This window comes from Conexibacter arvalis (genome assembly GCF_014199525.1).
In the GTDB taxonomy this organism is placed as follows: Bacteria; Actinomycetota; Thermoleophilia; order Solirubrobacterales; family Solirubrobacteraceae; genus Conexibacter; species Conexibacter arvalis.
In genome coordinates this window covers 1,645,956-1,658,951 of the sequence record NZ_JACHNU010000001.1, presented here as the reverse complement: position 1 = coordinate 1,658,951, position 12,996 = coordinate 1,645,956, and the positions used below count along the sequence as shown (strand labels likewise).

The following is a 12,996-nucleotide window of genomic DNA, read 5'->3' as shown; positions in this document are numbered from 1 at the left end:
GCAGCGGCGCCGCGACCGGCCGCCGCCGCTCAGCCGCCGAAGGAGCGAAAGACCGCCTCGACGTTGTTGCCGTCCGGGTCGAGCACGTAGGCGGCGTGGTAGGTGCTTCCGGGCGGGCCGTATCTGCGCGGGCCGGGCGCGCCGTTGTCGCGCCCGCCGGCCGCGACGCCGGCGGCGTGGAAGGCCGCGACCGCGTCCTCGTCGGCGGCGACGAACGCGACGTGGACGCGCGCGCTCGGCTCCCCGTCGGCGCTGAGAGCGAGGTTGGGGAACTGGACCGTCTCGGGCGTGTCGATCAGCAGCGGGATGCCGAGCGGTCTCAGCGCAGCGAGGTAGAAGGCGCGGCTCGCCGCGAGGTCGGCGACGCGCAGGTGGAGATGGTCGAAGACCGGCCGTGACCAGTCCCAGTTCTCGATTGCCGATGTGGTCATGTCCGCCACCCTACCCGATATCATGGGTCATACCCATGACGCGCTCGCTCGCCGACTCGAAGCCCGCCCGCGCCGTCATCGCGATGACGGCCGAGCAGCGCGCCGCGCTGCCGAGACGGACGGCCTTCGTCTTCACCGGGCGGCCCGCCGTCGACCTCGCGATGACCGGCGGCGACGACTGGCTGTCGGTCTGGGAGGTGCTGCACGCGCCGGCCGACCTCGACCGCTGGCTGGCCGAGGGGGCGCTCGCGGTCCCCGGAACGCGCGCCGACGCCGACGACCTGCGCGCGGCGAGAGCGCTGCGGCGGGCGGTGACCGCCGCCGTCGACGCGCTGCTCGGCGAGCGCCTGCCGCAGCGCGGCGCGATCGAGGCGATCGACGCCGCCGCCGCGGTCGCGCCACTCGTCCCCCACGTCGACCCGCGCACCGGCGCGCGCGGCTGGGCGCGGCCGACCGCGCGCGCCGCCCTCTCCGACGTCGCGCGCGACGCGCTCGAGCTGATCGCCGACCGCGCGCAGTGGGAGCGGCTGCGGATCTGCGCCAGCGACGACTGCGGGATCGTCTTCTACGACGCCTCCCGGCCGGGCCGGCGCAGATGGTGCAGCACCGAGCGCTGCGGCGACCGCAACCGCGCCAGGTCCTATCGCGCGCGCAGACGGTCGGGCTGAGCGGCGCGGGGAGACCGGTCCCGCTCAGCGGTCTTCGCGCCGGCGCATGTCGAGGACCGGCGACCGGCCCCGACTCATGGGCACCGGCGGCCGAACGGGGCCGCCCGACACGAGAGGAACGAACGATGACCAAGGTGACCGCCCAGATGTCGATCTCCCTCGACGGCTTCTACACCGGGCCGCGGGACACCCGGGACCCCAACGACATGAGCGGCTGGATGCGGGGTCCGGAAGCGCCCGGTTTCTTCCGGATCACCCGCTGGGCGGTCGACGCGATGGCCTGGCGCGAGCGGCAGGGCTACGCCGGCGGCGAGCAGTCGATCGACTCGGAGATCATCGAGGAGACGTTCGCGGCGGCCGGCGCCTACGTCATGGGCCGCCGCATGTTCGACGCCGGCGAGGTCCCCTGGGGCGAGGAGCCGCCGTTCCGCGCGCCGGTGTTCGTCGTCACCCACCGTTCCCGGGAGGTGCTCGAACGCCAGGGCGGCACCTCCTTCACCTTCGTCACCGAGGGAGTCGAGCGGGCGATCGAGCTGGCCCGGGAGGCCGCCGCCGGCAAGGACGTGGCGATGGCCGGCGGCGGGGAGCTCCTGCGCCAGGTGCTGGCCGCCGGGCTGCTCGACCAGCTCGAGCTGCACATCGCCCCGGTGCTGCTCGGCGACGGTCAGCGCCTGTTCGGCCCGAGCCTCGGCCTCGGCGCCGACGACGGCATCGAGCTGGTCCCGACGCGGGTCGTCGAGGCGCCCACGGTCACCCACATCCGCTACGCCGTCGCCGGGCGGTCGAAGCTGGTGCTGGACGATCGCGGCGCCAGCGGCGACCTCGTCGGACCGAGCGCCGACGGCACGTAGGGCCAGCGAGGTCCGCGACGGGCAGCCGCCGCTCGGCGCCCGAAGCGGAAGCTCGTCAGCGGTCGTCGAGCGGCGGGTCTTTCTCCGGGCGCCGCCACAGCGGCGGCGCCGGCGTGTCGTCGTCGCGCGAGCGGGGGCGCACGGCGGGCGGCGGCGCGGGCCGGCCGGCGGCGGGACGGTCGCGCGCGGGAGAGGCGCGGCCGCCCGCGGGTGCGCGGTCGCCCGCGGGGGCGCGGTCGCCTGCGGAAGCGCCGTCGCCCGGAGACGGGGAGGCGGGGGCGCGCGCGGGACGCTCGGCGCCGCGCAGCGCGCTGCCGCCGACGGCGACGAGCAGCGAGCCGATCGCGACCGTCCAGATGCCGGCGCCCGGGCGCGTCGCGAGCGGGAGGCCGTGCTCGTCGGCCCACACCTCGTCGGCGGCGACGGCGGCGGCCTCCACCCCGGCCGCCAGCAGGCCGACGACGCCGGGCAGCGCTATCCACAGCCACGACGCGCCGAGCCGCCACCAGCACCAGAGGCAGACGGCGACCGCGAGCACGCCGCAGAGGAAGATCCAGCCGTCGCCGAAGTCGGCGAGCAGCGTGTTGCCCGACAGCGTGAAGGCCGGGTCCTCGGGGATGCCCATCGGCAGCGCGACGCCGATCGCCACCGCGATCAGGCCGGCGACGACGAACAGGAGCCCCGGCGGGACGCCGGGGCTGCGCGGCGGTTCGGTCACCGCGCCAATCTACCGCGAGACGGTGCGCCCGCCGAAGCGCGGGCACGTGAAGCCGAGGGGCCGCCGCGGCGACCTCCGCGACGCGGCCGACGAAGGCGATCGCGAGCGCGAAGGCGGGGAAGCGACCGCCGCGCGCGGGACGACCGGCGCGCGTCAGTCGGAGGGCAGCGCGGCGAGCGCCTCGGCGATCGGCGTCTCGCCGGAGACGAGCAGGAAGGCCTTGCCGGCCGTCTCCGGGCGGTCGAGCACGGCGGCCAGCGTCGCGGCGACGTCGTCGCGCGGGATCGCGCCGTCGCCGGTGGCGGTCGTGACGCGGCCGGTGCCGGGCTCGTTCGTGAGCGCCCCGGGGCGCACGATCGTGTACGCGAGCCCGCTCGCTCTCAGCGCCTCGTCGGCCTCGCCCTTCGCGCGCAGGTAGGCGGCGAAGCCGTCGCCCTCGGCGTTCGCGTCGGCGCCGCGCGAGGAGACGATCACGTAGCGGTCGACGCCTGCGCGCTTCGCCGCCTCGATCAGCAGCACCGCGCCGCCGCGGTCCATCGTCGCCTTGCGCGCCTCGCCGCTGCCGGGACCGGCGCCGGCGGCGAAGACGACCGCGTCGGCGCCCGCGATCGCGTCGGCGACCTGCTCGGCGGCGGCCTGCTCGAGGTCGCAGACGACCGGCTCGACGCCGGCGGCGCGCAGGTCCTCGGCGTGGTCGGGGTTGCGGATCAGGCCGCGGACGCGGTCTCCGCGCGCGGCGAGCAGCTTGCCGAGGCGGAGGGCGATCTGCCCGTGTCCGCCCGCGATCGCGATGTCGAGAGCCATGCACCGAGGCTAGCGCGCCGACGCCACCAGACCCGACCCGCGCCGGCCGCCTCGACGACGAGCAGCGCGAGCGCGACCGGGACGGTCGCCGGCAGCCGGTCGAAGGCGAGGAAGACGAGCCCCGCGGCGAGCGCGAACAGCAGCGTCAGACCGGCCGCCCACGTGCGCGGACGGGCGCGCGAGGCGAGCAGCGCGCCGACGAGCGCCGGCAGGAAGACGTCGCCGTAGCCCATCTCCAGCGGGCCCAGCTCGACGCGCTGGAGCTGCGGCAGGTGCTCGCCGACGCCGGCGGCGTTGAGCACGTCGCTGGCCGGGCCGAGCACACCGCTGGCGACCAGCACGAGATCGGCGGCGGCCATCGCGGCTATCCCGGCGCCGAGCCAGCGCGTCGGGGTCAGCTCGACCAGCAGGGCGCCGAGCAGCAGGCACGAGCCGCCGATCAGGAGCAGCGCCGCGAGCTGGCCGACGAGCGAGTGGCCGTCGTGCAGGACGGCGCCGATCGCCGCGAGCGTCAGCAGCACCGCGGCCGGCCCGAGGCGCGCCGCGGAGAGGAGCGCGAGCAGCGGCACGAGCACGAGCGCCGCCTTCGCGAAGGCCGACGCGCCGTCGGGGTAGAGGCGCAGCAGCACGACGACGCCGATCAGCGAGAACGGCGGGATCAGCGCGAAGGCGCGATGACGCAGCGCGCGCGTCCACATCGGCGCCGCCGTCGCGGTCGCGCCGGCGACCAGCGCCGCCTGCGCGACGGAGCTGCCGGCGTAGGCGGCGATGAACTCGCTGCTCATCGCGACCGGTGTGGCGGGCTCGACGGGAAAGCCATGTATTCGACCGTTCCCGGGCTCGATTAGAGGGGGCTTAACGCAATCCGAGCGTCCGCCCATGGAGGGCTGTTTTCGGTGTGAGCTGGCACACAGAGGGGGAGATGGCCTCGCCGACGCCGGCCCTGGGAGACGGAGCGCTGCTACTGTTGTGTGCGCAATCAACCGATGAGCCGCAGCCGATGACACCCTCCCCCTCCGCCCCCTCCCTCCCCGCCGCGACGTCGCTCGGGCCGGTCCGGCTGACGGTCGCCGACCTCGCGACGACCGCCGCCTTCTACGAGCGCGTCCTCGGCCTGCGTCCGCTCGTGCGCGACGGCGACACGGCGACGCTCGGGACCGCCGCCGGCCGGCCGCTCGTCGAGCTGGTCGAGCGGGCCGACGCCGCGCCGCGGCCGCGCCGCTCCAGCGGCCTCTTCCACCTCGCGCTGCTGCTGCCGACGCGGACCGACCTGGCGCTCGCGCTGCGGCGGATCGCGCTCGCCCGCCATCCGCTCCAGGGCGCCTCCGACCACCTCGTCTCCGAGGCGCTCTACCTCGCCGACCCGGAGGGCAACGGGATCGAGCTCTACCGCGACCGCCCGCGCTCGGAGTGGGGCTTCGAGCCCGACGGCCAGATCAGAATGGCGACGCTCCCACTCGACCTCGACGCGATCGTCGCCGAGCTGCCGCGCGACCTCGCCGACGACGCGCCCGACCCCGGCATCCCCGACGACACGGCGATGGGCCACGTCCACCTGCAGGTCTCCGACCTCGACGCGGCGGAGGCCTTCTACCACGGCGTGCTCGGGTTCGACGTGGTCGTGCGCGGCTATCCGGGCGCGCTGTTCGTCTCGGCCGGCGGCTACCACCACCACCTCGGCCTCAACACGTGGGCGAGCCTCGGCGGCGTCGACAACGCGCCCGGCACCCGCGGCCTCGCCCGGTACACGATCGCGCTCCCGGACGCCGCCGCCGTGCGCGCCGTCGCCGAGCGGCTCGCCGCCGACGAGAGGCCGGCCGTCGAGCGCGACGGCGCGCTCGTCGCGACCGACCCGTTCGGCAACGAGCTGGCGCTCGTCGCGCAGGCGTAGCGCGTCGCCGCGCTCGGCCCCTCGGCCGCCTCGGCAGCGGCCGGGGGCCGCCGAGCGGGGCGCCGCCGGTCGCGCGCGCGAGCGTCGCGAGCGCATCGAAGTGCGCTTGACTCTCCCCCGACGGGAGACCGCAGCATGGAGCGCATGGACGGCGACACCCTCCTCACGATCGGCGAGCTCGCCCGCCGTACCGGCCTGACGGTCAAGGCGATCCGCTTCTACTCCGACCGCGGGATCGTGCCGCCGACCGACCGCACGTCCGCCGGCTATCGCCTCTACGACGAGACGGCGCTGGCGCGGCTCCAGCTCGTGCGCACGCTGCGCGAGCTGGACGTCGACCTCGCCACGATCGCGCGCGTGCTGGCGCGCGAGCTGACGCTGGCCGAGGTCGCGGCCGCCCACGCCGACGCGCTCGACGCGCAGATCCGCGCGCTGCGGCTGCAGCGCACGGTGATGCGGATGGCGGCGAGACGCGACCCCGACGAGAAGGAGATCCGCACCATGCACGAGCTGGCCACGCTGAGCGCCGAGGAGCGCCGCCGCATCATCGACGACTTCCTCGACGCGACCTTCGCCGACCTCGACGCCGACCCGGCGATCGAGCAGCGGATGCGCGCCGCCCGCCCCGACCTCCCCGACGACCCGAGCCCCGAGCAGGTCGACGCCTGGATCGAGTTGGCGCAGCTCGTGCGCGACGACGGCTTCCGCCGCCGCACGCGCGAGATGGCCGAGGCCGGCGCCGCCCAGCGCGCGGCGGCGAGGGCGGTGCCGGCGCCCGACGCGGCGGCGATGCGCGTCGCCGCGGAGGTCGTCGCGACGGAGGGCGGCAAGGCGCTCGCGGCCGGCGTCGCCCCCGACGCGCCAGAGGCGGCCGCGCACGTGGCGGCGATCGAGGCGGCCTGGTCGCAGGTCGGCGACGGCGCCGTCGGCGCGCTCCTCGCCGACCGCCTCGCGGTCGGGACCGACCGCCGCGCGGAGCGCTATTGGCAGCTGCTCGCGATCGTCAACGGCTGGCCGCCGGTCCCCGCGACGGTGCCCGCGTTCGAGTGGGCGATCGCGGCGCTGCGGTCCCGCTGAGGGCGCGGCGGCCGTGCGGCGCGGCCGTCAGGACGCGACGCAGCCGCGCCTGCCGCTGCCGCGCCCTGCCGCGCCCGCCACCGATGCTAGGTTCGATCGATGGCGAACACACCTTGGACGAACCTGGACCTCTTCCCGCTCGCGCTCGGCGGCAACGTCTTCGGCTGGACGGCTGACGCGGCGCAGTCGTTCGCCGTGCTCGACGCCTACGCGGAGGCCGGCGGCAACCACGTCGACACCGCCGACTCCTACTCGGCGTGGGTGCCGGGCAACAGCGGCGGCGAGTCGGAGACGATCATCGGCGACTGGATGAAGGCGCGCGGCAACCGCGACCGGATCCTCGTCGCGACGAAGGCCGGCAGATTCGGGAGACTGACCGCCGCCAACATCGCGAAGTGGGCGGACGACTCGCTGCGGCGCCTCCAGGTCGACCGCATCGACCTCTACTACGCTCACCACGACGACCCCGACGTGCCGCTGGAGGAGCAACTGGAGGCGCTCGACGCGCTCGTCCGCGCCGGCAAGGTGCGCGCGCTCGCCGCCTCCAACTACGGCGCCGAGCGGCTGACCGAGGCGCTCGCGATCCAGGAGCGCGAGGGCTTCGCTCCGTACGTCGCGCTGCAGCCCTACTACAACCTGCTGGAGCGGGCGAAGGCGACCGACGGCGACATCCCGTACGAGGGCGCGCTGCAGCGGGTCGCGGTCGAGCGCGGGATCGCCGTCTTCCCCTTCTTCAGCCTCGCGATGGGCTTCCTCGCCGGCAAGTACCGGCCCGGCGCGCAGGTCGAGAGCCAGCGGGCCCAGAGCGCCGGCGCCTACCTCCAGACAGCGAGAGGCCAGGCCGTCCTCGCCGCGCTCGACGAGGTCGCCGCCGCCCACGACACGACCGTCGCCGCCGTCGCGCTCGCCTGGACGCTGGCGCAGCCCGGCATCGCCGCGCCGATCGCCAGCGCGCGCACGCCCGAGCAGCTCGCCGACCTGCTGCCGGTCGCCAGCCTGAGGCTGGCCGAGGACGAGCTGGCGAAGCTGACCGCCGCCTCAGAGGCGGTCTGACCGCGGCTCAGGCGAGCGCCCGCTGCGCGCGGCGGGCGCTCACGCGCGGCCAGACGGCGTGGCGGGCGGTCGCGCCCGAGACGATCGCGAAGGCGGTCAGCAGCAGCGCGAACAGCGCGACCGAGGCCCACTGGAACGGCGCGGCGCCGGTCCGCAGCGCCAGCTCGGAGGTCCCGATCACGCAGGTGCCGATCGGGAAGATGAAGCTCCACCATGTCGCCGCGAACGGCAGCTCGCCGCGGGCGGCGGCGCGCAGCACGAGCGTCGCGGCGACCGCCAGCCACGCCATCGCCGCCGTCCACACCGGCAGCCCGTAGGCGAGCGACAGCGTCTCCAGCCCGTGCGCGAACGGGCCGCCGACGGTCGTCGGCGCGGCGGCGGCGAGCAGGCAAGCGGCGCCGATCGAGGTGCCGAGCGGGCCGAGCACGATGAACAGCGTCGGCAGCATCCGGGACGGGCCGGCGCCGTGCGCCAGCAGCCGGCGGCCGAGCGCGACCTTCGTCGCTATGACGGCGGCGAGGCTGAGCGCGAACTGCGCGCAGCAGGCGATCAGCAGCGCGACCCGCGGCGCCCCGGCCGGCATCTCCAGCAGCATCGCCGCGCCGGTCATCGCCGACACCATCGGCGGGATCACCGGCAGCAGCCAGGTGGCGAATATCGCCTCCAGCCGCCGCTCGGGATGGAAGATCAGCCGCAGCGGGATCGCTGCCAGCGACGCGAGGCCGCCGGCCGTCCCGACCGCCCACAGCGTCAGCGCCACGACGAGCGCCGGCGTCTCGCCGAGCAGGTGCCTGCCGGCCAGCAGCGCGCCGGCGCCGACCGTCAGCACCGCCGCCGGCGGCGCACCCCAGAAGGGGACCATCGCGAGGCCGTGCGGCACGCGGACGCGGCCGTCGCGGCGGTCGCGCCGCCACTGCTCCGCGGCCGCCGCCGCCAGTCTCACGAGCAGCAGCGCCGCGGCGACCCATGCCGCGAGCGCGAGCGCCCGCAGGCCGGGGAGGTCGACCGGCAGCAGCGCCGCCGCGTTGGCGACGATGCCCGTCCCCATCGTGACGGTGAACCAGTTCGGCGCGACCCGCATCGCCGGAAAGCGTCACCCCTCATGGGCGCCCGAACCAGTCGGATCCGGCCGTGATCGATTCCGGTCTGGAATCGATCTGGCGCGCGATCCGCGAGGATGTGCGGGTGCAGCAGTCCAATCCCCTCTCCGGCTCCGACCTCGCGGCCTTCGTCGCGGCCTTCGAGGCGTCGAGCATGCGCGGCGCCGCCGACGTGCTCGACCTGACGCAGTCGGCGGTCACCAAGCGGGTGCTGGCGCTGGAGCGGCGGCTGGGCGTGGCGCTGCTCGAGCGCGGCCGCTTCGGCGTGCGCCCGACCGAGGCCGGCCGGGTCCTCTACCCGGAGGCGAAGCAGGCGCTCGCCGCGCTGCGCGAGGCCGAGGAGGCGCTCGCCGACCATCGCCTCCACGCCGGCGAGTCGCTGGCGCTGGCGGCGAGCCACACGATCGGCGAGTACCTGCTGCCCGGCTGGCTCGCCGGCTTCCGCGCGACCGCGCCGACCGTCCACGCGCAGGTCGCGATCGTCAACTCGGCCGGGGTGCTGGCGGCGCTGCGGGCGCGCAGAGCCGAGATCGGCTTCGTCGAGGGGCTCGACCCGCTCGACGGGCTCGACGTCGTCACCGTCCGCCACGACGAGGTCGCCGTCGTCGTCGCCGCCGGCCACCGCTGGGCGAGACGGCGCTCGCTGCGCGCCGCGGAGCTGCTGCGCGAGCCGTACGTCGCGCGCGAGGCCGGCTCGGGCACGCGGATCGTCGCGGCGGCGGCGCTCGCCGCCGTCGGCGTCGAGGTGAGGCCGGGGCTGGAGCTGGCCAGCACCGAGAGCGTCAAGCGCGCGCTCGGCTCCGGCGGCTTCGGCCTGCTGTCGAGACTCGCCGTCGAGACCGAGGAGCGCGGCGGCACGCTGCGCACCGTCCCGCTGCGCGACCTGCCGCTGCGGCGCGCGCTGCGCGCCGTCCGCGACCCGCGCCGCCGCCTCCCCCGCCCCGCCGAGCGCTTCTGGCGCTGGCTCGGCGAGCGGGCGGAGGAGGAGGAACGCGGCTCGGCGCCGGCGGCCGCGGGCGCGGCTACAGCCCCACGATCACCGACTTCGTCTCGAGGTAGTTGCTGAGCACCTCCTCGCCCATCTCGCGGCCCCAGCCGGACTGCTTGTAGCCGCCGAACGGCAGCTCGGCGCTGAAGACGTGGTAGGCGTTGACGTGGACGGTGCCGGCCTTGATCTTCTTCGCGAGCTTGTGCGCCTTGGAGATGTCGCGCGTCCAGACGCCGGCGGCGAGGCCGTAGTGGGAGTCGTTGGCCTGACGGGCGAGGTCGTCGAGGTCGCTGAACGGCATCGCCGCGATCACCGGGCCGAAGATCTCCTCGCGCACGATCGTGTGGTCGGGCTCGGCGTCGACGAGCACGGTCGGCTGGACGAACCAGCCGTCGCCGTCGACCGCCGCGCCGCCGACGGTCGCGCGGTTGCCCTCCTGCTCGCCGATCGCGAGGTATCTCGTGACGCGGTCGAACTGCTCCTGGGAGACGAGCGGTCCCATCTCGGTCTCGGGATCGAGGCCGTGGCCGACCCTGATCGACTTCGCCGCGTCCGAGAGACCTTCGACCACCCGGTCGAACTGGTCCTCCTGCACGTACAGGCGCGAGCCGGCCGAGCAGACCTCGCCCTGGTTGAAGAAGATCCCCTGCGCCGCGCCGGCGATCGCCGCGTCGACGTCGGCGTCGGAGAAGACGATGTTCGGCGACTTGCCGCCGAGCTCGAGGCTGACGCGCTTGAGGTTCCCGGTCGCGGTGCGGGCGATCAGCTTGCCGACCTCGGTCGAGCCGGTGAAGGCGACCTTGTCGACGCGCTCGTGGCCGGCGAGCGCGGCGCCGGCCGTCTCGCCGAAGCCGGGGACGATGTTGACGACGCCGGCCGGGACGCCGGCCTCCAGCAGCAGCTCGCCGAGGCGGAGCGCGGAGAGCGGCGTCTGCTCGGCCGGCTTCAGCACGACCGTGCAGCCGGTCGCGAGCGCCGGCCCGAGCTTCCACGCCGCCATCAGCAGCGGGAAGTTCCACGGGATGATCTGGCCGACGACGCCGACCGGCTCGCGCAGCGTGTAGGCGTGGAACTCGGCGCCCGGCATGTACGGCACCGACGGGCTGATCGTGCCGCCGTTGAGCTTCGTCGCCCAGCCGGCCATGTACCAGAAGAGGTCGGCGGCGAGCGGCACGTCGGCGGCGAGCGCGACGGCCTTCGGCTTGCCGTTGTCGAGCGTCTCCAGCTCGGCCAGCTCGTCGGCGTGCTCCATGATCAGGTCGCCGACCCGATGGACGATCCGGCCGCGCTCCGACGGCGTCAGCCGCGCCCACGGTCCGTCCTCCAGCGCGCGGCGCGCCGCCCCGACCGCCAGGTCGACGTCCTGCGCGTCGCCCTCCGCGACGCTCGCCAGCACGGTGCCGGTCGCCGGGTCGTAGGTGTCGAACGTCTTCCCGCTCGCGGACTCGCGCCACTCGCCGTCGATGAGCAGCTTCCGCGGAGCGGACGTGAAACGACGGGTCGCCTCTCCCATGGGGACGGCAACAGCCATGACGGCCTCCTTCGACGATGGTCTCCTCGCGTCCGGCCGAGCCGCGCGAAGCGCTCCCCCGGACATGCAGGCGACGATACGCAGCGCCAGGTTGCAGAACCGTTGCGTCGCAACGTTGCGGTGCGACGCTGCGACAACCGGTGATCGAAGGACGACCGAGGACGTGAGCGCATCGATCACGAACCGGCGTGAGGCTCCACCCGAGGCCCAAATGAAAGAGGGGAGTGTCCGTGAGGACAACTCCCCTCTGTTAGATCGCGACCGGCGAACCGGCCTGCAAGTAGCTTAGCGAGCGCGATGCTCGATCACAACGACTGCCTCGGCGAGGCCGTGACCGCCCGGCTGCTCGACTTCTTCGGCGATCGTACCTCCTGGCAGCGGCGGCTCTGGAGCGTGGGAACGGTGATGCGGCTCAAGGAGACCGCCGAGGCGATCGAGCTGCTCGACCCCGTCCCCGCAGCCCAGCACAGCCTGGAGGAGTGCAAGGCCTCGGCACGTGACCTCGCGAAGGTGGATCCCGGCATCGCGGCGGCGCCGGAGCGCGGCCGCATCGCGGGACTGCTCTCGGCTCCGCTCACGGCTCACGGCTCAGCGCACGAGCAGCTCCAGGAGCTCGTGAAGTTGTCCGACGACGGATACCTGACACGGTGGAGCGTCGCGCTTCGCAGCGAGCAGACCGGTCTCGGCGCCGAGAGCATCGCCCGTCTGATCGCGTCTCACCTGCTCGACAGCGGCAGCAGCCCTGGGCACTTGTATCGCTGGTGGGAGCGACACACGAGGTACAACGAGGACGAGACGCACACCTTGGCAGACCTCCTCGAGCTGGCCGAAGCCAGCATCGTCTCGCGCGACGACGACTTCGACGTCGTCATCCTGTTCAACGAGTCTCCGGCGCTCGATTCCCGTCCACCCGGCTGGCTCGATGCCGAGGGCGTCAGCGCATGGTTCGATTCGCACAGGTTTCGGCCACCGCCTCAATATGACGGCGGTCTGCGCCTGTCGTTTCGCGCGCGTGACGCGGGGGCCGCCGCGCAGCGCGCGCTCGATTTGCTCGACATCTATGCGGCGCGGCTCGCGGTCGCCAACCGCGCCTCAGCGTGGAGCCCGATGGACCAGGCATGGGTCGGCGGCACCACCCGTCCCATCCGGATGCCGAGCAGCCGACGAGTCGACGTCCCTGTGCTCGCGCGCGAGCAGCAACTGTTCGCCGACGAGCGCGACGAGCAAGTCGACTCAGGCCTTCAACTCGTGTCCTTGCTCGATGCCGGCACCCCGGCAGCGGCAGCCGCCGGAGCATGGGCCGGTCTCGAGAGCATGCTCAAAGCGCCTGGAGATGGCGGAGCCCATCATGTCGCACCGCGCCTCTCACGGATCGTCGCCGGTTCGTTCTGCCGTTCCGAGCTCACGGACCTCACGTGGCGGCGGATCCGCGGTGTGAGAGACGAGATCTCGGCTGAACTGAAGGCCCTCCGAACCAACTTCGAGCGCACCGAGCGCATGGCATGTCTCGTGCAGGCCGGTCAGAGCGGTGTGACCGATCCGCGGGATGTCGCCGGTGCCGAGCGGATGCGCAAGATCCTCGAAGATCCGTCGCGAAGCCTCGAAACGGTGCGCGCCGGTGCGGATGACGCGCTTCGCCGTCTGTACCGTCAGCGCAATCTGGTGCTCCACTCGGGACGCACGGAGGCCGTCGCGCTTCGCAGCACGTTGCGAACGGCTGCGCCGCTCGTCGGCGCTGGGATGGACCGCATCGCCCACGCATGGTTCGTCGACGGCGATCGCCCGCTCCGCCTCGCCGCTCGAGCGGAGCTGCAGCTCGAACGCCTCGCCACGCCGGACGCCATCCCGGTCACGCGTCTTCTCGCGCGGTGACGCCCGACCAGC

Annotated in this window: 13 protein-coding genes; 7 read left to right on the top strand and 6 right to left on the bottom strand. The window is 74.5% G+C overall.

Annotation, left to right across the window (positions count from 1 at the left end):
- Positions 1-29 precede the first annotated feature (29 nt).
- Positions 30-431, bottom strand: a complete 402-nt coding sequence (locus tag BDZ31_RS07755) for a VOC family protein (RefSeq protein WP_183340595.1) — start codon at positions 429-431, stop codon at positions 30-32.
- Between the two features lie 35 nt (positions 432-466).
- Between BDZ31_RS07755 and BDZ31_RS07750 the strand changes: the two genes are divergently transcribed.
- Together BDZ31_RS07750 and BDZ31_RS07745 are read left to right on the top strand one after the other, a co-directional pair.
- Positions 467-1,099 carry an ABATE domain-containing protein gene (locus BDZ31_RS07750; RefSeq protein WP_183340593.1) on the top strand — a complete coding sequence of 211 codons (633 nt, stop codon included), beginning with the start codon at positions 467-469 and terminating at the stop codon, positions 1,097-1,099.
- A 125-nt stretch (positions 1,100-1,224) separates the two neighbouring features.
- A complete protein-coding gene (locus BDZ31_RS07745; RefSeq protein ID WP_183340591.1) occupies positions 1,225-1,950 on the top strand; it encodes a dihydrofolate reductase family protein in 726 nt (241 codons plus the stop codon).
- 55 nt (positions 1,951-2,005) lie between these two features.
- Here the strand turns inward: BDZ31_RS07745 and BDZ31_RS07740 are convergent, their stop codons facing one another.
- The 3 genes from BDZ31_RS07740 to BDZ31_RS07730 form a co-directional block, all read right to left on the bottom strand.
- A complete protein-coding gene (locus BDZ31_RS07740) occupies positions 2,006-2,668 on the bottom strand; it encodes a hypothetical protein (RefSeq protein WP_183340589.1) in 663 nt (220 codons plus the stop codon).
- Positions 2,669-2,821: 153 nt separating this feature from the next.
- Positions 2,822-3,472, bottom strand: a complete 651-nt coding sequence (locus BDZ31_RS07735; RefSeq protein WP_183340586.1) for an SDR family oxidoreductase — start codon at positions 3,470-3,472, stop codon at positions 2,822-2,824.
- Positions 3,376-4,257: a hypothetical protein gene (locus BDZ31_RS07730; protein ID WP_183340584.1), complete on the bottom strand. Its 882-nt coding sequence runs from the start codon at positions 4,255-4,257 to the stop codon at positions 3,376-3,378. Before BDZ31_RS07730 ends, BDZ31_RS07735 begins: the two co-directional genes overlap by 97 nt.
- Before the next feature lie 215 nt (positions 4,258-4,472).
- On the opposite strand from BDZ31_RS07730, the gene BDZ31_RS07725 reads away from it, so the two are divergent.
- The 3 genes from BDZ31_RS07725 to BDZ31_RS07715 all read left to right on the top strand — a co-directional run bounded on the left by BDZ31_RS07725 (position 4,473) and on the right by BDZ31_RS07715 (position 7,493).
- Positions 4,473-5,363, top strand: a complete 891-nt coding sequence (locus BDZ31_RS07725) for a VOC family protein (RefSeq protein ID WP_183340582.1) — start codon at positions 4,473-4,475, stop codon at positions 5,361-5,363.
- A gap of 144 nt (positions 5,364-5,507) precedes the next feature.
- A complete protein-coding gene (locus BDZ31_RS07720) occupies positions 5,508-6,440 on the top strand; it encodes a MerR family transcriptional regulator (RefSeq protein ID WP_183340580.1) in 933 nt (310 codons plus the stop codon).
- 99 nt (positions 6,441-6,539) lie between these two features.
- Positions 6,540-7,493, top strand: coding sequence for an aldo/keto reductase (locus tag BDZ31_RS07715; RefSeq protein WP_183340578.1), 954 nt, complete (start codon positions 6,540-6,542; stop codon positions 7,491-7,493).
- A 7-nt stretch (positions 7,494-7,500) separates the two neighbouring features.
- Here BDZ31_RS07715 and BDZ31_RS07710 read toward each other — a convergent pair whose 3' ends face one another.
- Positions 7,501-8,574, bottom strand: a complete 1,074-nt coding sequence (locus BDZ31_RS07710; protein ID WP_183340577.1) for an SLAC1 family transporter — start codon at positions 8,572-8,574, stop codon at positions 7,501-7,503.
- Between the two features lie 50 nt (positions 8,575-8,624).
- Between BDZ31_RS07710 and BDZ31_RS07705 the strand changes: the two genes are divergently transcribed.
- Positions 8,625-9,659, top strand: coding sequence for a LysR substrate-binding domain-containing protein (locus BDZ31_RS07705; RefSeq protein ID WP_183340575.1), 1,035 nt, complete (start codon positions 8,625-8,627; stop codon positions 9,657-9,659).
- On the opposite strand, the gene BDZ31_RS07700 is transcribed toward BDZ31_RS07705, so the two are convergent.
- On the bottom strand, positions 9,616-11,112 hold the full coding sequence (locus tag BDZ31_RS07700; RefSeq protein ID WP_183340573.1) for an aldehyde dehydrogenase family protein: 1,497 nt from the start codon (positions 11,110-11,112) through the stop codon (positions 9,616-9,618). The genes BDZ31_RS07705 and BDZ31_RS07700 overlap by 44 nt on opposite strands.
- A gap of 297 nt (positions 11,113-11,409) precedes the next feature.
- On the opposite strand from BDZ31_RS07700, the gene BDZ31_RS07695 reads away from it, so the two are divergent.
- Positions 11,410-12,984, top strand: a complete 1,575-nt coding sequence (locus BDZ31_RS07695; RefSeq protein WP_183340571.1) for a hypothetical protein — start codon at positions 11,410-11,412, stop codon at positions 12,982-12,984.
- The last annotated feature ends 12 nt before the right edge of the window (positions 12,985-12,996 follow it).